Annotated in this window: 16 protein-coding genes; 1 reads left to right on the top strand and 15 read right to left on the bottom strand. The window is 67.9% G+C overall.

Annotation, left to right across the window (positions count from 1 at the left end; genetic code table 11):
• The 3 genes from fucP to C0R07_RS06140 all read right to left on the bottom strand — a co-directional run bounded on the left by fucP (nt 1) and on the right by C0R07_RS06140 (nt 5,014).
• On the bottom strand, nt 1-1,311 hold the full coding sequence (gene fucP, locus C0R07_RS06150; protein WP_102788415.1) for an L-fucose:H+ symporter permease: 1,311 nt from the start codon (nt 1,309-1,311) through the stop codon (nt 1-3).
• Between the two features lie 44 nt (nt 1,312-1,355).
• Entirely contained in the window at nt 1,356-2,399 is a 1,044-nt protein-coding gene (locus C0R07_RS06145) for a LacI family DNA-binding transcriptional regulator (protein ID WP_019182992.1), read from the bottom strand.
• A gap of 119 nt (nt 2,400-2,518) precedes the next feature.
• Complete coding sequence (locus C0R07_RS06140) at nt 2,519-5,014, bottom strand: GH92 family glycosyl hydrolase (RefSeq protein WP_102788414.1); 2,496 nt, start codon at nt 5,012-5,014, stop codon at nt 2,519-2,521.
• 569 nt (nt 5,015-5,583) lie between these two features.
• On the opposite strand from C0R07_RS06140, the gene C0R07_RS06135 reads away from it, so the two are divergent.
• The gene (locus C0R07_RS06135) at nt 5,584-8,667 is read left to right on the top strand and encodes a TonB-dependent receptor (RefSeq protein ID WP_102788413.1); all 3,084 of its coding nucleotides are present in this window, start codon (nt 5,584-5,586) and stop codon (nt 8,665-8,667) included.
• Nucleotides 8,668-8,745: 78 nt separating this feature from the next.
• Here C0R07_RS06135 and C0R07_RS06130 read toward each other — a convergent pair whose 3' ends face one another.
• The 12 genes from C0R07_RS06130 to hisG all read right to left on the bottom strand — a co-directional run bounded on the left by C0R07_RS06130 (nt 8,746) and on the right by hisG (nt 20,431).
• Nucleotides 8,746-9,477, bottom strand: a complete 732-nt coding sequence (locus tag C0R07_RS06130) for a copper homeostasis protein CutC (protein ID WP_070472944.1) — start codon at nt 9,475-9,477, stop codon at nt 8,746-8,748.
• Nucleotides 9,474-10,472 carry a N(4)-(beta-N-acetylglucosaminyl)-L-asparaginase gene (locus C0R07_RS06125; RefSeq protein ID WP_019182996.1) on the bottom strand — a complete coding sequence of 333 codons (999 nt, stop codon included), beginning with the start codon at nt 10,470-10,472 and terminating at the stop codon, nt 9,474-9,476. Before C0R07_RS06125 ends, C0R07_RS06130 begins: the two co-directional genes overlap by 4 nt.
• Nucleotides 10,473-10,505: 33 nt before the next feature.
• A complete protein-coding gene (locus C0R07_RS06120) occupies nt 10,506-11,507 on the bottom strand; it encodes a glucokinase (protein ID WP_070472950.1) in 1,002 nt (333 codons plus the stop codon).
• 145 nt (nt 11,508-11,652) lie between these two features.
• On the bottom strand, nt 11,653-13,251 hold the full coding sequence (locus tag C0R07_RS06115) for a calcineurin-like phosphoesterase C-terminal domain-containing protein (protein ID WP_102788412.1): 1,599 nt from the start codon (nt 13,249-13,251) through the stop codon (nt 11,653-11,655).
• Between the two features lie 93 nt (nt 13,252-13,344).
• Nucleotides 13,345-13,983 (bottom strand): bifunctional phosphoribosyl-AMP cyclohydrolase/phosphoribosyl-ATP diphosphatase HisIE, encoded by a 639-nt coding sequence (gene hisIE, locus C0R07_RS06110; RefSeq protein WP_070427271.1) that lies wholly within the window; start codon nt 13,981-13,983, stop codon nt 13,345-13,347.
• Nucleotides 13,973-14,749: an imidazole glycerol phosphate synthase subunit HisF gene (hisF, locus tag C0R07_RS06105; protein ID WP_070472955.1), complete on the bottom strand. Its 777-nt coding sequence runs from the start codon at nt 14,747-14,749 to the stop codon at nt 13,973-13,975. The genes hisIE and hisF overlap by 11 nt, the downstream gene beginning before the upstream one ends.
• A complete protein-coding gene (hisA, locus tag C0R07_RS06100; RefSeq protein ID WP_070472959.1) occupies nt 14,743-15,477 on the bottom strand; it encodes a 1-(5-phosphoribosyl)-5-[(5-phosphoribosylamino)methylideneamino]imidazole-4-carboxamide isomerase in 735 nt (244 codons plus the stop codon). The genes hisF and hisA overlap by 7 nt, the downstream gene beginning before the upstream one ends.
• The gene (gene hisH, locus C0R07_RS06095) at nt 15,474-16,076 is read right to left on the bottom strand and encodes an imidazole glycerol phosphate synthase subunit HisH (protein ID WP_019183003.1); all 603 of its coding nucleotides are present in this window, start codon (nt 16,074-16,076) and stop codon (nt 15,474-15,476) included. Before hisH ends, hisA begins: the two co-directional genes overlap by 4 nt.
• The gene (gene hisB, locus C0R07_RS06090; RefSeq protein WP_070472965.1) at nt 16,073-17,146 is read right to left on the bottom strand and encodes a bifunctional histidinol-phosphatase/imidazoleglycerol-phosphate dehydratase HisB; all 1,074 of its coding nucleotides are present in this window, start codon (nt 17,144-17,146) and stop codon (nt 16,073-16,075) included. The genes hisH and hisB overlap by 4 nt, the downstream gene beginning before the upstream one ends.
• Nucleotides 17,143-18,231 carry a histidinol-phosphate transaminase gene (hisC, locus tag C0R07_RS06085; RefSeq protein ID WP_102788411.1) on the bottom strand — a complete coding sequence of 363 codons (1,089 nt, stop codon included), beginning with the start codon at nt 18,229-18,231 and terminating at the stop codon, nt 17,143-17,145. Before hisC ends, hisB begins: the two co-directional genes overlap by 4 nt.
• Entirely contained in the window at nt 18,228-19,523 is a 1,296-nt protein-coding gene (gene hisD, locus C0R07_RS06080) for a histidinol dehydrogenase (RefSeq protein WP_102788410.1), read from the bottom strand. The genes hisC and hisD overlap by 4 nt, the downstream gene beginning before the upstream one ends.
• Nucleotides 19,520-20,431, bottom strand: a complete 912-nt coding sequence (hisG, locus tag C0R07_RS06075) for an ATP phosphoribosyltransferase (RefSeq protein WP_102788409.1) — start codon at nt 20,429-20,431, stop codon at nt 19,520-19,522. The genes hisD and hisG overlap by 4 nt, the downstream gene beginning before the upstream one ends.
• Nucleotides 20,432-20,437 lie beyond the last annotated feature (6 nt).

Genomic DNA, 20,437 nt, shown 5'->3' with positions numbered 1-20,437 from the left:
TCAAGCTCCCTGGCGGATTCCAGCGGCCGGGCGCGAGCCCCACAGGCCGTAGAAGATGATGTAGCCGTAGCACAGCAGCGGCAGGATGAAGGACGGCTGCAGGCCGATATGGTCGGCCAGCTTGCCCTGCAGGACCGGGATCAGCGCCCCGCCGACGATCGCCATGATCAGCAGGCTCGACGCCTTGGTGGTCAGCGTGCCCAGGCGTTCGATGCTCAGCGCGAAGATCGTCGGGAACATGATCGAGTTGAACAGGCCGATCGCCACCACCGAGTACAGCGCCACCTGCCCCTGGGTGAGCATGGTCAGCGCCAGCAGCGCCACGTTCATGCTGGCGAACAGGGTCAGCAGCAGGCGCGGCGAGAAGCGGGTCATGATGGCCGAACCGGCAAAGCGGCCGATCATCGCCATCGTCCAGTACGCAGAGACGTAATGCGTGGCCTGCTGTTCGCTGAAGCCGCCGATGTTCGGCAGCGACAGGTAGTTCACCAGCACGCTGCCGACCGCCACTTCCGCACCCACGTAGAAGAAGATGCCGAGCACGCCGAACCGGACGTGGCGGTGACGCAGCGCCTCCATCAGGGTGTGCTTGTCGCTGCTGTTCTGCTCGGTCGTCTCATTCAGTGCCGGCAGGCGGAACAGATAGACGAACACGGCAAGCAGGACCAGCGCGATTGCCAGGCCGACATACGGGCCCTGCACCGACTGGGCTTCCTGGGTGCGATAGGCCAGCTGTTCGGCCATCGGCAGCACATTGATCTCGTCCGCACTCTTGACGGTGTTGCCCAGGATGAGCAGGCCACCGAAGATCGGCGCGATCGCGGTCCCCAGCGAGTTCAGCGCCTGGGCCAGGGTCAGTCGGCTCGACGCCGTCTGTTCCGGACCGAGCAGCGCCACATACGGGTTGGCCGCCACCTGCAGGACAGTGATACCCGTGGCCAGCACGAACAGCGCACCCAGGAAGGCTTCATACACGCGCAGCTCGGCCGCGGGCCAGAAGCCGAGCGCGCCCACTGCGGCGATGGCAAGGCCGGCCACGATGCCGTTCTTGTAGCCCAGCCGTGCGACCAGGCGACTGGCCGGCACCGACATCAGGAAGTACGCGCCGAAGAAGGTGAACTGCACCAGCATCGCGCGGGCGTAGGTCAGATCGAACACGGCCTTCAGATGCGGGATCAGGATGTCATTGAGGCAGGTGAGGAAGCCCCACATGAAGAAGATCGTGGTCGCCACGGCCAGCGCAACGCGCGTGTTCACCACGGGCGCGGCGGAGGATGAGGATGGGAGGCGGGGCGTTGGAGAGATGGGCATTCAGGTACGCGCCTCAGTGCGCGAGCAGGTGATTGGGGGAGCCATCAGACAGTCATCGCGCCGCTGCTCTCGCGAACGCGGAGCTGGACCGGTGCAACGGTACGGGCCGGTGCGGCGTCGGGATGATCCAGACGCAGCAGCAGCAGTTCGGCTGCCTGTCGCCCGCGTTCGCGCGGGTTGACGGTCAGCGTGGTCAGCGGCGGCGATGCCACCGAGGCCTCGGAAATATCATCGAAACCGGTCACCGCGAAATCGCGGCCCGGCTGCACGCCACGCGATGCCAGGCCCAGCATCAGACCCAGCGCGACGCTGTCGTTGTAGCAGACCGCTGCGGTCGGCACGGCATCCAGCGCGAACAGCTCGCCGGTGCGCGCGGCCGCATCCAGGCGGCTGGGCGAGGTTTCGATCAGCCACTCCGGCTGCACCGGCATGCCGGCTTCCACCAGGGCCTGCGCATAGCCGGTGCGGCGCTGATGGCAGGAACTGGACACCGCATGACCGCCATAGAACGCGATGCGGCGGTGGCCCTGCTCGATCAGATGCCGCGTGGCCAGATAGGCACCCTGCTGGTTGTCCAGGGTCAGGAAGTCCCAGTCGGCACCGGGCAGCTCGCGGTTGAACAGCAGCACGTTGGCGTGCCCGAGCACCTGGCGCAGCTGCCCGGCATCGCTGCCTTCGGCGGGCGACAGGATCAGCCCGGCCGGCATGTGCTCCATCAACGTGGTCAGCACTGCCTGCTGCCGCTCCGGCGATTCACCGGTGCTGCCAAGCAGGGTCACGAAGCCCTTGCCGCCCAGCGCTTCGTCCACCCCGGAGGCGAACTCGGCGAAGAACGGGTTGGACAGGTCGTTGATGACCAGCGCCACGCTGGACGAGGTACGCCGGCGCAGATTGGCCGCGCCACGGTTGTAGACATAGCGCTGGCGCCGCAGTTCGGCCTCCACCTTGGCACGGGTGTCGACATTCACCAGCGGGCTGCCACGCAACACCAGCGAGACGGTCGCGCGCGACACGCCGATCGCTTCGGCGATGTCGGTCACGGTGACCGCGCGCGTGCCTTTGCCGGCGGGGGTGGCCTTGTCTTTCATCGGGTCGTCGGGTTCCTCAAGCAAGGTGCAAGCCTAAACGATCGCATTGACCAGCGGTCCGTGCCCCGTGCCGGCGGTCAGCCCCGATGGGCTGGCCACGGCACGGGCCGGTGCGTGGCTCATTCGAGCACCGCGCCCGGGGTGGCGCAGAACGAGGCCGGCAGCGCCTCGGCCTGGGTGCCCCAGCCGTTCTCCGGCGCGGTGCCGCCCAGCGCGAAGGCGATGGTGCCACCGCGCTGCAGCTGCGCCCAGTCCAGCCACACCGGCGCATGCGCGCGGCCATCGACCTGGACATTCTGGACGTACTGCAGCTTGCGGCCGTCGGCGCCCGGTGCCTTCAGGGTGAGCGTCCTGCCCTGGCCCAGATCGATCTCGGCGCGGGCGAAGCGCGGGGTATGCAGCAGGAACTCGCCGCTGCCCGGCACGGCCGGGTACAGGCCGAGCGCGCTGAACAGGTACCAGGCCGACATCGTGCCCAGGTCATCGTTGCCGGTGACCCCGTTGGGCGCGTTGGTGAACAGCTGCTGCGCGGCGCGCACCACGGTGGCGGTCTTCCACGGCTGGCCGATCAGCGTGTACATCCACGGCGCATGCAGGTCCGGCTCGTTGTTCGGGTTGTAGCGGTACTGGTTGTAGTAGCTGTACGGGCCAACCACCCATTCCTTGCGTGCGGCGGTCAGCGGCGAGGTCACCAGCGCGTCGTAGGCGAAGAACGTGTCCAGGCGGCGAGCGGCCTGCTCGCGGCCGTGCATGGCCTGGACCAGGCCCGGCACGTCCTGCTGCGCCAGCCACTGGTACTGCCACGCAGTGCCTTCATGGAAGCCATGGTGCGAGCGCGGGCTGTACTTGCCATCGGCCGGCAGGTACCACGCGCCATCCTCCATGCGCGGCCGCGGGAAGCCGTTGAAATCGCCCTCCTCGTCACGCACCGACGGGTCCCACACCTTGCGCCAGTTGCGGCCGCGCTCACGCAGCACGCCGGCATCGGCGGCATGGCCGAGGCCATCGGCCATCTGTGCCAGCGCGCAGTCGGCCAGTGCGTACTCCAGCGTTGCCGAGCCACCGTGGTGCGGGTCCACGTCCATGCCCTTGGAGGGGAAGGCGCGGTCGTACTGCACGTAGCCGTTGGCCAGGTAGCTGGGGTTGCCCGAACGGCCCGCATGACGCGAGTTCATCGGCGGCACTTCGAACGCGTTCTTGCGCAGCGCGGTGTAGGCCTCGCCCTCGCGGCCGGCCAGCGCGCCGAAACGCCACAGGTCGACCAGGAACGGCGTCACCGGATCACCGGTCATCACGTTGGTTTCGAAGTTGGCATAGCCCCAGCGCGGCAGCCAACCGCCCTGCGCCTCGATGGCCAGCAGCGTGCGGCCGATGTCGCGCGCGACCTCCGGCTTGGTCAGGGCCAGCCACTGGTTCTGCGCGCGGTAGGTATCCCACAGCGAGAAGTACTCGTAGTAGGTCCAGCCGTCAGCGCGATGGATGGTGTCGTCGTAGCCACGGTAACGGCCGTCGGCATCGCTGCCGGTCAGTGGCTGCAGCAGCGCGTGGTACAGCGCGGTGTAGAGCACGGTACGGTCATCGTTGCTGCCGCCCTGCACACGCACGGCCGCCAGTTCCTTGCGCCACTGCTGCTGTGCCATCTGCCGCATCTGGTCGAAAGCAAGCAGGCGGTCGCCCTGCATGCCATCGCTGCGCAGGTTGGCGCGCGCGCCTTCGGCATCCACGTGGGAGATCGCGCTGACTGCGGTCACCGCGCGGCCCTTGCCCAGGTCGAAGCTGAGCCAGGCGCCACTCGGCTTGAGCTCGCCTTCCATGCCATGGCGGGCGCCGGGCAGGCCACCGCCCTCGCCCCAGGTGCCGAACGACTTGAACGGGCGGTCGAACTCGATGCGGAACCACGTGGTGTACTGATGGCCACCGCAGAAGCTCTTGGTGACCAGCTTGCCTTCCACGGCGCGGTCGCCGACCACATCGACCACGCTGCCGATCACCGAATGGCGCTCGTTGGCCTGGCCGAGGTTCACCAGCACGTGGCCGGTGCCTGCATCGGCGGCGAAGGTGTAACGCTCGGCCGCGGCACGGGTGCGTGCGGTGGCTTCGGCATCGATGCCGCCGTAGTTGGTCAGGCGCACCTTGTAGTAGCCCGCCTGCCCGACTTCCCCGTCGTGGGTATAGCTGGAGGCGTAGCGCTTGTGATCGAAGCTCTTGGCGTCGTCGGTATTGAAGTCGCCGCCCGGGCCGATGCTGCCGGTCACCGGCAGGACCGAGACCTGGCCGCCCTGCTCCCAGCAGCCCGCACCGGAGAGGAAGGAATGCCCGAAACCCCGGATCTTCGGATCGTCGTAGCGCCACCCGGCGTAGTGCTCACCGATCGGGCTGACCTGGATCAGGCCGAACGGCGCCGAGGCACCCGGGAACGTATTGCCATCGTCCTTGCTGCCGATGAAGGTGTTGACCTCGCGCTCCAGCGCGGCGGGCGCGGCGGGCGCGGCCTGCAGCATCAGCGGCGCGCAGCTCAGCGCCAGCAGGCAGGCCAGGCCGGCGAGCGGGCGGCGGCGGGCCGGGATGGCGCCGGCGGCGGAAACGACGGAAGGACGGTGAGAAAGACGGGTCACGGACACGGACTCCTTGGCGGACGTGGCGGCAGCGCGAACCAGTGGCGGCGGGCGCCTCTAATTCCCTGGACTGGGCGACCCAATCCACACCCCGGTGAATTTAGATCGATTTAAGTAAAGCACGGGAATTTCAATCGATGCATTCTGCGCTGCAACATCGAGGACCGATCGCCAGCACCCCGCCCTGCCCGAGCCTGCGCAGTGCCTGGCAGTGCCCGGTGCCGGGGGCCGACATTCCGTCCCATCGGCCGATATAGCGGGCTGAAGCCCCGGACCCAGCAACATCGCGGGATCGGCCGGGGTCAAGCGAAAGCACGCCCCGCGTCCATATTGCGGAGCAGCATGCTTCCCTCGCGCGGTCGTGCTAAAAATCCCCCGCCAATCGTTTAGATCGATCCAACTTAAAACGGTCACGATTGCCGGAAGTGGGGAGCCGGGGGACTGCCCCACGCGATGCATGCGGGACGCGCCAGGCAACTCGACGCTCGAGATAATTTGGCTCCACCCATTAGATCGATTCAAAGAATTCGTATCGCCACCGTTTCAATCCAGGAGAGGGAGAGAGTGGAATGAAGATGTCACGCATGCACCGCCGCGTTGCGTTGTCCGCGGCCATTGCCAGCGCGTTGGCCACGGCCGTCGTGCCGGCCGCGCTCGCGCAGCAAGCCACCCCGGCCACGGGTACACCCGATGCCACCACGCTCGACAGCGTGACCGTCACCGGCTACCGCTACGCCATCGAAAAGAGTCTGCAGCAGAAGCGCGACGCCAACGCCGTGGTGGAAGTCATCACCGCCGAGGACGTGGGCAAGTTCCCCGACAAGAACGTCGCCGACGCGCTGCAGCGCGTGCCTGGCGTGGTCATCGAGCGCGGCGGTGGCGAAGGCAAGACCGTCAGTGTGCGCGGCCTCGCTCCGGACCTGACCCTGACCCAGTTGAACGGCAACTACGTGGCGACCTCGGAAACCAACAACGAGGCCACCCGTTCGTTCAACTACACGCTGCTGCCGGCCAACATGCTTTCCAGCGCCGAGCTGTTCAAATCGCCAGAGGCCCGCCTGGATGAAGGCGGCATCGGCGGCACCGTGATCCTGCACACGCGTCGCCCGCTCGACATGGAAGCCAACTCCGGCTACGTGAACCTGGAGGGCACCTCCTCGGACACCAGCCACGACGTGGATCCGCAGACGTCGGCGCTGTACTCCTGGCACAGCAAGGATGAGCGCTTCGGCGTGCTGGTCGGCGCGACCAAGCAGACCCGCACCAGCCGTACCATGCAGGCGAGCACCGAGGACTACCAGTGGTACGGCAACGGTACCGACGCGGTGGATGCCTACGGCAATCCGCAGCTGCAGGACGGTATCCACTACTGGTGGGGCCAGTCCGGCTTCAATGACCAGAGCGGGCGCAACTACAGCGAATTCTTCATGCCGACCTCGGTGAACTTCGCCGTCAAGGAAGAAAAGCGCGAGCGCACCGGTGGCCAGTTGACCTTCCAGTTCAAGCCGACCGACAACCTGACGCTGACCGCCAATTACTTCCGCTTCGAGCTGGAAGGCAATTACACCCAGAACATGTTGAAGATCCCGGAATGGAACCTCGCCCGCTTCAACGGCGACGGCAACTGGGACGGCGGCCGCCTGCTCAACGGGCTGAACTTCGACCCCTCCGGCAGCATCGTGACCGGCGCGCAGTACGAAAAGCTGGCTGGCAAGACGTATTACTGCAGCGAAGAACAGGCTGCGGCCGCCGGCATGGCGCCGGGCGGCTGGGGTCCGGACGACTGCACCATCCCCACCCCGCAGCTGACCGGTACCTACAGCAAGGAAAAGGCGCTCTCGCAGACCGGTGACCTGACCGTCGAGTGGGATATCAGCCCGCTGTGGAAGGCCTCCTTCACCGGTGGCCGCACCTGGTCCGAAGGTGGCCCGTCGATGAACTTCGGCATGTCCGCCAAGCCGCGCCGCCAGGTCGACGGTGTGTGGCAGTCCGGCAACACCTACAGCGCATGGGATCTGACCGGTACGCCGAGCGCCACCTTCTCGCCGAACCTGCAGGACCAGTTGATGGCCGGCATCGCCGAGATCGACACCGGTTCGACCGGCTCGTCGTGGATGCAGACCGAGGTCAAGCAGAACTACTTCCAGGCCGACTTCACCAAGCTGTTTGAAAGCGGCTGGCTGGACTCCATCCAGTTCGGTGCCAAGTACCGCGACGGCGATGTGCACCGCAATACCGGCAACACCTACTGGGTGTGCCAGGGCAAGGATCCGGCCGACTACGACAACAACCGTTACCAGGCCGGTTGCGATGCCACCGCCGGTGTCGCCCAGCCGGGCTTCTTCCTGTCCAACCCGATCAGCAACATCGCCGGCGGCTTCAACGCCAACGTGTTCCCGGGCATCAACTACCCGGCCTACATCAACTACCTCAACGAAAAGTACGGCGGATCGCACAGCCGCAAGGAAGAGGACTTCGTCTACAACGTCAACGAGAAGATCTACTCGGGCTACTTCCAGGCCAACTTCCGTACCGAGCGCGTGCGCGGCAACGTCGGCGTGCGCGTGGTCCGGACCAAGCAGTTCGCCGAATCCAGTGACTCGGTCGAGAAGTTCAACGACTACTTCCAGGACAACGCCGCCGGCTCGCCGATGGGCTGCAACGATCCTGCTGCCGCGCCGCTGATCGCCTCCAATACCGGCTATGTCTGCCAGAGCGGCTTCGTGCGCCTCCCGGATGGCCTGGCCCGCGAGAAAACGTACGCCTTCACCTCGATGGACAAGACCTACACGGACTTCCTGCCGAGCTTCAACATCGCCTGGGACATCACCGATACGCTGGTGCTGCGCGGTGCGGCCTCCAAGGTCATCGCACGCCCGAGCTACACCAGCATCGCTGCGCCGGGTGCGCTGAACTACATCAGCGAGGAGTACAGCAACGACCGTCGTGTCGCCGGTGGTACCGACACGCCCGGCTGGTACGGCTATGGCAGCAACAAGAACCTGGAACCGTTCGAAGCGACCCAGTTCGACGTCGGCCTGGAGTGGTACTTCAAGCCCGGCGCGGTAGCGGGCCTGGGCCTGTTCCGCAAGAACGTGGACAACTTCACGGTGCCGGTGGTCCGCGACCAGCAGATGAATGTCGGTGGCGAAACGGTCACGGTGCAGAAGTACGAGACCCAGGCCAACGGCCGCGATGGCGTCTCGCAGGGCGTGGAGCTGTACGGTCAGTACACCTTCGACACGGGCTTCGGCATCCAGGCCAACTACACCTACAACGACACCAACCTGGCCGCCATCGTGCTCGATGGCGAAGAGATCGGTTCCTCGCCGCTGGTGGGCAGCGCCAAGAACCAGGCCAACGTGACCCTCTTCTACGAGAACGAGAAGTTCCTGGCACGCGCGTCGTACAACCGCCGCGGTGAAGTCGTGGGCGGTCCGGTCAACGGCATGAGCCAGTACTCCGAACCGTACGACCAGCTGGATCTCAACGTGGCCTACAACTTCACCGAAGCGCTGACCTTCACCGCCTCGGTGCTGAACGCGACCAAGTCCGAGCAGCGCATCCATCTGGGCAACGACACCAAGGCCCGCCTGGTGTCCAACACCTACACCGGCCGCCAGCTGTACTTCGGCGTGAACTGGAAGTTCTAAGCGTTACCCGCCCCCGCCTCCGGGCGGGGCAACGGTCCTCCACGGCAGCTGCGCTTGTACAGGCGGCTGCCGTTTTTTTTAATCCAGCGCCGCGCGCAGTGCGTTGACCTGCGCCACGTCGGTGGCGGTCCAGTCCGGTGACAGTCCCATCAGGGCGGGATTGTGGTGACGCATCGCCGAGGGCTGCGTCGTCTTCGCAGAGGCGTGAAGTTCGGTGCACCCACTGCGCTCGGCGACCTCCACGGCGTTGGCCGCCGTGATTCCCGCACCAGCCATCAGTGAGATGCGGTCGCCTGCCTGCGCCACCAGGGCGGCCAGCACATCGGCACCGGCCAGCGCACTGGCCTGCCCGCCCGAACTCAGGATGCGCTGGCAGCCCAGCGTCACGATCTGCTCCAGTGCCGCCGGCAGATCACGCGCCGCATCGAAGGCACGGTGGAAGGTGATGCCGAGTGGGCCTGCTGCGGACACCAGTTCCCGGCACAACGCCATGTCGATGCCACCGTCGGCATCCAGAGCGCCGATCACCACACCGTCGCAGCCGAGCGCACGGCAGTACGCGATATCGCGCAGCATGATCTCGGCCTCCAGCGCGGTGTAGAGGAAATCGCCGGGACGCGGCCGGATCAGCACGAACAGGGGAATCTGCAGGCGCTCACGGGCGACCGCGATGCTGCCCTGCGACGGGGTCGTGCCGCCCTCGGCGAGGTTGTCGAACAGTTCGACCCGATCCGCCCCGCCGTGCTGGGCCGCCAGGGCGGAGGCCACCGAATTCGAGGCGATCTCCAGCAGCCGGCGCGGCGCGCTCACGTCTGCTCGCTCGTGTACACCGAAGCGGAATCACGCAGATCGTCCTGCCGGTCCTTGTCGCAGACCGCGTAGACGAAACCGCGGTGCAGTGCGTAGGCACCCACTTCGCCGTGCTTGTTCAAGGCGAGGAAGCAGACCTGCAGGGTCCTGCTCGCCTCGGGGCGCTTGCGCACCACCCGCGCGATCGCCTCGCGGCAGGCCTCGGCCGGCGAGCGACCCTGGCGCATCAACTCGACCACCAGGAACGAGGCCGCATTGCGGATCATTTCCTCACCCACGCCCGAAGCGGTGGCGGCACCGACCTCGTTGTCCACGTACAGGCCCGCCCCGATGATCGGGCTGTCGCCCACGCGGCCGTGCATCTTCCAGGCCATGCCACTGGTGGTGCAGGCACCGGCCAGACGCCCCTGGGCATCGATGGCGAGCATGCCCAGCGTGTCGTGGTTGCTGCTGTCACCGGGGCGGCTGCGCCGCTCGGCATTGATCTCGGGGGTGTACTGCGCGGTCTTGAGCCACTCGCGCCAGGCCTTCTCGGCTTCCGGGGTGAGCAGCTTCTTCCGCTCAAAGCCCTGCTGCACGGCGAACTGCTGCGCGCCCTCGCCGACCAGCATCACGTGCGGGGTCTGCTCCATCACCCGCCGTGCCACCGATACCGGGTGCGCGATATCACTCAGCGCCGCCACCGAACCACAGCGACCATCGCCATCCATGATGCTGGCATCCAGGCTCAGCACGCCATCACGATCGGGATTGCCGCAGCGCCCGACCGTGGGATTGCACAGATCACTCTCGGCCCAGCGCGCACCGGCTTCCACGGCATCGAGCGCCGAACCACCGGCCGACAGCGTTTTCCAGGCGACCTGGTTGGCCCCTACGCCGAAATCCCAGGTGGACACCACCCGCGCACCGGCGGCGGAACGCGCCTGCAGCGTCGGCAGTGCGAGGGCGCCAGCGGCCAGGGCACCGGCCTGGAGAAATCGCCTGCGGTCAGTCATGGGTAGGTCTCCAGCGAACGGGCAAGGAAAGAATTACACGACGATACAGCGATGTTCCGCGTGCCAGACCGCCGCGCCAAGAACGCCCAGCTCGCCGTGGTCCACCCGCCAGATCGGCACCTGGCGCAGCACCTCGTGCATCACGCCCTTGGCCAGGAAACGCGCGCGGAAACGGCCATCACGCAGGAAGCGATCCACCCGCGTGGAGATGCCGCCCGCCAGATAGACCGAGCGCGCACCAAAGGTGGTGGCCAGGTCGCCGGCCAGGCTGCCAAGCCAGGCGCAGAACACCTCCAGCGTTTCCACCGCCACCGGATCCACGCCCTCGTGCGCGGCGGCGATCAGTGCCTCGGTGCTGGTCCAGTGCGGTGTGACGCCACGGATATCGCACAGGCAGGGATACAGGTTCATCAGGCCGCCACCGGACAGCACGCGCTCGTTGTCCACGTGGTCCCAGCGCTGCAGCAGGCGCGAGAGCACCTCCAGCTCCAACGGATTGCAGGCATTCAACGCGGCATGGCCGGCTTCACTGGCCAGCACCGGCCGCTCGCCGCCTTCAAAGCGCAGTGCCGCGCCCAGCCCGGTGCCCGGCCCCAGCACCAATGCCGGGAAGCGCGGTGCCGCGCCGGGATCGCCATTGAGGGCCACCATGGACTCCGGCGCTACGTGCGGAATCGCGTAGGCCACTGCTTCGAAATCGTTGATCAGCGCCAGCGAAGCCAGCCCCGAATCATGACGGGTCTGCGCGACCGAGACCGGCCACGGCAGATTGGTGTTGACCAGGTGATCGCCGTCCAGCAGGCCGGCAATCGCCACCACCGCATTGTCCGGCGCGGCGGGCAGCGTCGCGATGAAATCGGTCAGGATCGCGGCCAGGCTGGGGTGCTCGGCACAGGCATAGCGCTGAAGACCGCTCAGCTGTGGCGCTGCACCAGCGCGCACGCTGGCCAACGCGACGCGGGCGAAGGTACCGCCGACATCGGCCACGATCAGCGTGTCAGGGAGGGAATCCCGCGGGGCCGCCGTCCGCGCCACATCAGGTTGAGCCGGAACCGGTACCGCTGCGCTCACTCGCTTGCCTTGGTTGAATCGATTGAATCCCGGCGATTCTCAGGCATCGCCGGGGGAATGCAAAGCCGCCTGCGCCATACAGCGCCGTACTGAACCCACGGCGCCGTGATCAGGGCTTGGCGGTCTGCAGGCGGTAGCTGGTGCTGGCCGTGGCCGTCGGGCCATCGCCCTGCACGGCACGCACCTCCACCTTGTGCTCGCCTACCGGCAGGTTGGTCGGCAGCGCGCCGCGCCACAGGTGCGGCGACGGCGTGGCTTCCGGCGAGCGGTCGAAACCGCGCAGGCGCTCGGCGGTATCGTCGGCGACGTTCTCCTGCAGCAGCCGCGGATCGGGCTGCTCGACACGCTTCATCGGCTGCCAGGCGCCATCGTCCACGCGGTACTCCACCAGCGAATCGGCCTGGCCCATGAACACGTTGGCGTACACGCCCCACGCCGGATACGCGCCCTGGCGCAGCACCTTCGGCGCATGCAGGGCGATCTGGTAATCGTCCGGTGCACGCGCCACGTAATAGCGCAGGCCGTAGTCGCCACCGGGCTTGACCGACAGCACCGCATAGCCGTTCGGGGTGCCATCGCTCATGGTTGCGTCGGGGATGCCGCTGCTGTCCTTCACGCCCGACCAGAATGCCCCGCAGGCCGCGCCCACGTTGTACTCGTGCAGCGGCTTGCTGCCCTGCCAGCCTTCGGCCGCGCCGTGGTAGTAGTGCTGCTGGGTGTGGCTGTGGCCGCTGAGCACCAGCACGTTCGGGAAGTCCTTCAGCAGCGCGAACAGGCGCGTGCGATCGGCATGGCGGAACGTCTCCCGGCCGGGTGCCGCATCGAACAGCGGGATGTGCATGCCGAGCACGATCAGCCGATCACGCGGCAGGCCCTTGAGGTAATTGCCGAGGAAGGTGAACTGGTCCGCGCGCAGGCCGCCCACGTAGCTCGGCTTGGCCTTGGGGTCGTAGACCACGTCATCGAGGAACACGAAACTCGCGCCCCCCTCTTCGACCGCATAGGTATCCGGGCCGTACACGGCGCGCCAGCTGTCCAGCGAGTGCGCATCGTTGCCGGCGTCCATGTCCAGGTCATGGTTGCCCGGCACGTGGAACCACGGCACCTGCAGCTGCGCGGTGACCTTGTTGGTGTCCGGGTACAGGCTCAGGTCGTCATTGACGATGTCGCCCAGGGTCGTGCCCAGTCGCGCCGGGTGTTTGCCGATGATCGGCTCGACGATGGCGCGCTGGTAGTAGCCGATGTCCTGGCGGCTGGCGGTCTGCGAATCGGTGAACACCAGCATCTCGAAACCGTTGCGTGCCGCATCGGTGCCCTTGGCCGGTTCCAGCGCGAAATCCCAGTTGCGGGTGGCGCCGCCGGTGGCGCGGATGCCGTCGTACTTCAGCTTCGGCGATCCCTGCGGCGCGTAGTGGCGCCAGTACGAGGGCAACCCGTTGGCGGCGGCCGGGAAGCGGTACTCGTCCGGCTTGATCACGAACACGGTCTGGCCCTCGCGCACCGGCAGGCTGTAGCTGCCATCGGCGGCGGTGCGCACGATCCTTTCGCCGTTGGAGACCTGCACACCGGCCAGGCCGGGATCGGTCGGGCCGCGCCCGGGCTTGCCGTCGCGCTCCTGATACACCTTGCCGGTGACGGTCGTTTCAGCAGCCCAGGCAGGCGAAGTCATCAACAGCAGGCAAGCCAGCCAGGCGGCAGTACGGGTCATCGGGGGCGGTCCGGTCGGGGGTGGGGAATTGTAGAGCCGCACATCATCGCCTGCACCGCGTTTCACCGACGTTAAACGATGTGCAGCCCGGGCTTACCCCGCGTGGCGCGCCGCCAGCACCGCGACCGCGTCGTCCAGCGACAGGCCACGCGCCCGCAGCAGCACGGTGAGGTGGAACAGCAGGTCGGCCGACTCGCCGAGCAGCGCCTCGTCATCCTGCGCCACGCCGGCCAGCGCCGTCTCCACCCCCTCCTCCCCCACTTTCTGCGCGATGCGGCGGGTACCGCCGTCGAACAGCGAGGTGGTGTAGCTGCCAGCCGGGCGCTGCTGCTCGCGCTCGCGCACCACGGTATCCAGCCGGCCCAGGAAGTTGCCCGGCGCCTGCGGGAAGCAGCTCTCGCTGCCGGTATGACAGGTGGGGCCGGCCGGGCGCGCACTGACCAGCACGGTGTCGTTGTCGCAGTCGATCCGTATGGCGGTCACCGCCAGCACGTTGCCGGAGGACTCGCCCTTGGTCCACAGCCGCTGCTTGCTGCGGCTGAAGAAGGTCATCTGCCCCGTGGCCAGGGTCTGCTCCAGGGAGGCCGCATTGGCATAGCCCAGCATCAACACGCGCAGCGTGTCCGTGTCCTGCACCACCACCGGCAGCAGGCCATCGCCCTTGCCCCAGTCCAGCTGCGCCAGCGCCTCGCGCGACGGCCGCACGTCGATGGAATTCACCTCAATAGACATCTCGAACCTCGATCTGCTGCTCGCGCAGGAACTGCTTTAGCGCGGGAATGGCGATGGCGCCACTGTGGAAGACGCTGGCAGCCAGCGCGCCATCGACGTCGGCCTGGTCGAACACATCGGCGAAGTGCTGCATCTCGCCAGCACCGCCGGAGGCGATCAGCGGCACCTGGCACAGCGCACGCGCCTGGCGCAGCTGGGCCACGTCGTAGCCGCGGCGCACGCCATCACTGTCCATGCAGTTCAGCACGATCTCGCCGGCGCCGCGGCGCTGCGCCTCCACCAGCCAGTCCAGCGTGCGTACGGCCACCGCCTGGGTCTTGTCCGGGTCGCCACTGAACCGGCGCACCCGCCATTCGCCATCCGGCTCACGTACCGAATCGATACCAACGACGACGCACTGCACACCGAACGCATCGGCCAGTTCCTCAATCAGTTCCGGCCGGCCCAGCGCCGGGGAGTTGATCGAGATCTTGTCGGCACCGGCATGCAGCACGCGCCGCGCGGTCTCCACATCGCTGATGCCGCCAGCCACGCAGAACGGAATGTCGATCAGGCGCGCGATGCGCTCGATCCAGGCCACGTCCACCGCGCGCCCTTCCGGGCTGGCGCCGATGTCGTAGAACACGAGTTCATCGGCGCCCTGGTCGCGGTAACGCATCGCCAGCTCGGCGATATCGCCCATGTCCACGTGGTCGCGGAAGCGCACGCCCTTGACCACGCGGCCATCGCGCACGTCCAGGCACGGAATCAGGCGGCGGCTCAGCATGCCAGCGCTCCTTCCAGGGTCATGCGCCCTTCCAGCAGCGCCTTGCCGAGGATCGCGCCGCCACAGCCGACGGCCTTGGCCTGGGCCACGTCCTGGGCATCGCGCACACCGCCGGAGGCCTGCACCGCCACGCCGGGCAACAGCCGCGCCAAGTGCTGGTAAAGCTCGATGTTCGGCCCGGACAGCATGCCGTCGCGCGCGATATCCGTACACAGCAGGTGCTGCATGCCGGCCTCGGCGTAGCGCTGGGCCAGCGCCTCCAGCGTGTCCTCGGCGGTCTCGGTCCAGCCATGCACCGGCAACAGCCAGCGGCCGTCCTCGGCCTGGCGGGCATCGAGTGCGATGGTCAGCCGGTCCGGACCGAACTCGCGCAGCCAGCCGATCACCGTGTCCGGCTCGCGCACCGAGACCGAGCCGACGACCACCCGGGCCGCACCGGCATCAAGAATCCGGGCGACATCATCGCGCGAGCGCACGCCGCCGCCGGTCTGCACCTTCAGGCCGGTCTGCGCCGCGATCGCAGCCAGCAGCGGCGCCAGCGTGTAACCGCCTGCCCGGGCCGCATCCAGGTCCACCAGGTGCATCCAGCTTGCGCCGGCCGCGGCAAAGGCCTGCGCGCGCGGCAGCGGGTCATCGCCGTAGGTGGTCTGCCGCGCGTAATCGCCCTGCAGCAGCCGCACTACACGGCCTTCGCGGATGTCCAGGGCGGGATAGACGATGAAACTCATGTGGGTTCGTTCTCGATGAAGTTGCGCAGGATGCGCGCGCCCGTATCGGCCGAGCGCTCCGGGTGGAACTGGGCGCCACTGTGCCGGCCGCGCTGCACGACCGCCGCGAACAGCCCGCCGTGATCGCAGGCCGCCACGGTGTCTTCGCCCAAGGGTGCCGCATAGCTGTGCACGAAGTAGGCACTGGCGCGTGCCGGCACACCGGCCAGCAACGGCGACTCGCGCAGTGGCAGCAGCCGGTTCCAGCCCATGTGCGGTACGCGGATGCCGGTGGCCGGGCGCAGGTGACGCACCACCCCGGGCAGCAGGCCCAGGCATTCGACGTGCCCCTCTTCGGAACCGTCGAACAGCAGCTGCATGCCCAGGCAGATGCCGAGCAGCGGCACCTGCAGGTTGCGCAGCGGCTCGACCAGTCCCTGCGCATGCAGGCGCGCCATGCCGTGCGGGGCGGCGCCGACGCCGGGCAGGATCACCCGGCTGACGCCCTCCAGCCCCTGCGCATCGCGCACCAGGCGCACCTGCACGCCCAGCCGCTCCAGCGCATAGCGGACCGAGCCAAGGTTGGCCCCACCCGCATCGATCAGCGCAACCTCGGTCACAGTGCCCCCTTGGTGCTCGGCAGCGCGGTGCCCTGCCGCGGCAAGGCCTGGCGCAGCGCGCGCGCCAGCGCCTTGAAGCAGGCCTCGACCTTGTGGTGGTCGTTGTCGCCGCGCACGCTCAGGTGCAGATTCAACCCAGCCGCATCACACAGCGAGCGGAAGAAGTGCGGCACCAGCTCGGTCGGCATGTCACCCACGCGCTCGCGCTTGAACTCGCCTTCGAACACGAAATACGGGCGGCCGCTGAAATCCAGCGCGGCACTGGCCAGGGTCTCGTCCATCGGCAGGGTGAAGCCGTAACGGCCGATGCCACGCTTGTCGCCGAGTGCCTCGCGCAGGGCCTGGCCCAGCGCCAGGCCGGTGTCTTCAATGGTGTGGTGCTCATCGATGTGCAGGTCGCCCTCGGCCTGCACACTCAGTGCGAAGCCGCCGTGCTTGCCGATCTGCTCCAGCATGTGATCGAAGAACGGCAGCCCGGTGTGGGTCTGCGGCTCGGCGGTGCGGTCCAGATCGACGTCAACCCGGATCTTCGTTTCTTTGGTATTGCGCTGCACGGTGGCGCGGCGCGGCGCATCGGCCAGCTCATGCGCGATCGAGGTCCAGTCCCAGTCGCCGCCAAACTGCTCGGTGCGCAGCTGGAAACCGCGGATCTTCATGTTCTCGGCGAACTGGATATCGGTCAGGCGGTCGCCCACCATCGCCGAGCGTGCCCAGTCGATGCTGCGGTCCTGCAGATACGGCAGCATCAGGCCGATGCCCGGCTTGCGGGTCGGTGCGTTGTCCTGCGGCCAGGTGCCGTCGATCAGTACGTCACGGAAGGTGATGCCCTGGCTGGCGAAGATCTGCAGCATCAGGTCGTTGGGGCCATCGAAGCTGGCCTGCGGATAGCCTTCGCTGCCCAGGCCATCCTGGTTGCTGACGATCACGAACTGATAGCCCGCATCGCGCAGCTTGAGCATCGCCGGGATCACATCGCGCACGAAGCGCAGCTTCTCGTAGGCGTCGATCTGGAAATCGGCGGGCTCTTCGATCAGGGTGCCGTCGCGGTCGACGAACAGAATCGGGGTCATGCGGCAGCCCTCCGGGCCATCAGGGCGGCGAGTACGCGGTCGTTCTGTTCCGGACTGCCGAGGGTGATGCGCAGTGCATCGCCCAGCTGCGGCGCGGCACGCTGGTCACGCACCACCACGCCGGCCGCGAGCAGCGCATCAAACGCGCCTTGGGCGTCGGCAAAACGGACCAGCAGGTAGTTGCCCTGCGAGGGATAGACACGCACCACACCGGGCAGCGCGGCCAGGCCGGACTGCAGGCGGGTACGTTCGGCTTTGATCTGCGCGATGCGCCGGGTAGTCACGGCCAGGCTCTCGGCGCCGAGACCGGCCAATGCCAACTCGGCACAGGGCGCGGGCACCGGGTATGGCGCCTGGCAGCGGCGCAGCAGCTGGATCAGCGCGGCATCGGCGATCAGGCTGCCAATGCGGGCGGCCGCCAGCGCATGCGCCTTGGACAGCGTGCGCAGCACGGCGATGTTCTCGTAACGGCTCAACAGCGTAGTTGCGGTCGGTTGCTCGGCGTACTCCCCGTAGGCCTCATCCACCACCACCAGCGCCCTGCCCTGCAATGCCGTGGCCACCCGCTCGATCTCGGCCAAGGTGATCACGCTGCCCGCGGGATTGGACGGCGAGCACAGGAACACCAGCTTGGCGTTGCCCGACAGCGCCGCGGCAATGACGGCATCGATATCGGCGACCAGCGCATCGCCCTGATCGACCAGCGGCACCTCGATCAACGGCGCGTTCTGCAGGCGCGCGCAGACGGCATACATGCCGAACACCGGCGGCGTGGTCACCACCGCATCGCGGCCCGGCTCGCACAGCGCGCGTACCAGCAGATCGATGGCCTCGTCGCTGCCGCGGCCGATCAGCAGTTGTTCGGACGAGCAGCCGTACAGCTCGGCCAGGCGATCACGCAGCGCCGCTGGCTGCGGGTCGGGATAGCGGCGCGCCCCACCGGCGGCGTCGGCCGGATTGGCCCAAGCCGATTCATTCGCGTTGAGCCAGACATCGCCGACCAGCGCACTGCTGCGCGCCGAGGAATACCCCGCAAACGCCTGCAGGTCGGCACGCACCAGGGACAGGATGGAGGCAGTGCTCATGCGGCCGCCTCCATGCGCAGCGTCACCGCGTTTTCGTGGGCGTCCAGGCCTTCGGCGCGTGCCAGCACGCGGGCACACTCGCCGATCGCTGCGATGCCAGCGGCCGTGGCCGACTGCACGCTGATCAGGTTCTGGAAGCTGGCCACGCTGACCCCGCTGTAAGCGCGGGCAGCGCCGGCGGTCGGCAGCACGTGGTTGGTGCCACTGCAGTAGTCGCCCAGCGCTTCGGGGGTGTAGTCGCCCAGGAACACAGACCCGGCCGCTTCCACCTTGTCCAACCACGCGCGTGGCTCGCGCAGCGCCAGGATCAGGTGCTCCGGCGCATACCGGTTGCTGATCGCGAAGGCGTCGTCCAGCGAATCGACCAGGATCAGGCGCGAGGACGCCAGCGCCTGCGCGGCGATTTCCGCACGCGACAGCTGCGCCAGCTGCGCTTCAACCGCCGCCTCGACCCGGTCCACCATCGCCGCGTCGTCGGTCAGCAGCAGCACCTGCGAATCCGGGCCGTGCTCGGCCTGCGATAGCAGATCGGCGGCGACGAACGCCGGCGTGGCACCCGCATCGGCAATCACCAGCACTTCGGACGGCCCGGCCGGCATGTCGATCGCCGCGGCACCGTCCTGGGCGACCTGCTGCTTGGCTTCGGTCACGTAACTGTTGCCCGGGCCATAGAGCTTGTCGCACGCCGGCACGCTGTCAGTGCCATACGCCATCGCCGCGATCGCCTGGGCACCGCCCAGCTTGAACACGCGGTGCACGCCGGTCAGGCGTGCGGCCACCAGCACGGCCGGATCGGCACTGCCGTCCTTGCGTGGCGGCGTGCACAACACGACTTCCCGGCAGCCGGCCAGCTGTGCGGGCACCCCCAGCATCAGCGCGGTGGACGGCAACGGCGCGCTGCCGGCCGGCACATACAGACCCACCCGACCGATCGGCCGCACCACGCGTTCGCAACGCACGCCGGGCGCGGTCTCGACCGCATAGCCCTGGGTCATTCCGGCCTGGTGGAAGGTACGGATGCGCGCGGCCGCATCGATCATCGCCTGGCGCAGCTCGGCCGAGACGGCCTGCTCGGCGGCGGCGAACTCCGCCTCGCTGACCTCGAAGGTCGCCGGTGCCACGCCGTCGAAGCGCAGGGTGATCTCACGCAGTGCGGCATCACCGCCCTGGCGCACTGCTGCGATCAACGCGGCAACGGACTCACGGGTGCGCGCCGCCACGGCCTGGACCGGGCGTCGCAGCGCCTGCGCCTGGGCGCCGGCATCCAATTGGGACCACGTCAAACGATTCATGCCAGCGACCGCTCCACACTCAATACCATCAAGCCCTGCGCACCCGCGCGCTCCAGGTCCTCCAACCGCTGCCAGGTCAACGCACCGTGGCACATGGTCTGCAAGCGCAGGTGGCCGCCGTCATCGGGCAACTGCACCAGCGGATCGGCGTCGGGCAGCAGGCGGGTCAACTCGGAGACCCGGTCCAGCGCGGCGCGGAACATCAGCAGCTTGCTGTCCTGCACGTTCACCACGCCATCAAGGCGACGCAGCAGCATCGCCATCAGACCGGCGCGGGCGTCATCGGGCGTGCGGACCGGGCCGGCCAGCACCGCCTCGCTTTCCAGCAGGGTTTCGACCGGCTTGAGCTGGTTGGCGGCCAGGGTGGCGCCGCTGGAGACCAGATCGCAGATCAGGTCGGCGGTGCCCAGGCGCGGGGCGATTTCGACCGAACCCGACAGCTCGACCACCTGGGCATCCACGCCGCGCGCGGCCAGCCAGTCGGCCAGGATCGCGGGGTAGCTGGTGGCGATGCGCTTGCCGGCCAGCTGCTCCACGCCCGTCCATTCCCACTCCTCCGGCACCGCCAGCATCAAGCGGCACTGCCCGAAGTTGAGCCCGCGCAGCGCCTGGTAGGCGTCCGGCAGGCCGATCCGGCGGCGCGCGGCACCCTGCTCGTCCAGCTCGTTGCGGCCGACGATGCCAAAGTCGCATACGCCATCGGCGATCAGGCCGGGGATATCGTCATCGCGGACGAGCAGCAGGTCCACCGGCAGCGATTCGCCGTAGCAGAACAGCTTGTCGCGGCTCTGCCGCCAGCTCAGCCCGCAGGCGGTCAGCAGGCTGCGCGCGGGCTCGGCCAGCCGCCCGTTCTTCTGGATGGCGATGCGCAGCCGGTCACGTGCCGGGGCGGTCTGGGTTGCACTCATGGGGAG

The sequence above is a fragment of the Stenotrophomonas bentonitica genome, from assembly GCF_002887735.1.
Classification (GTDB): Bacteria; Pseudomonadota; Gammaproteobacteria; order Xanthomonadales; family Xanthomonadaceae; genus Stenotrophomonas; species Stenotrophomonas bentonitica_A.
Note: the sequence above shows the minus strand (reverse complement) of the source record. Positions and strands in the feature narration are given on the sequence as shown.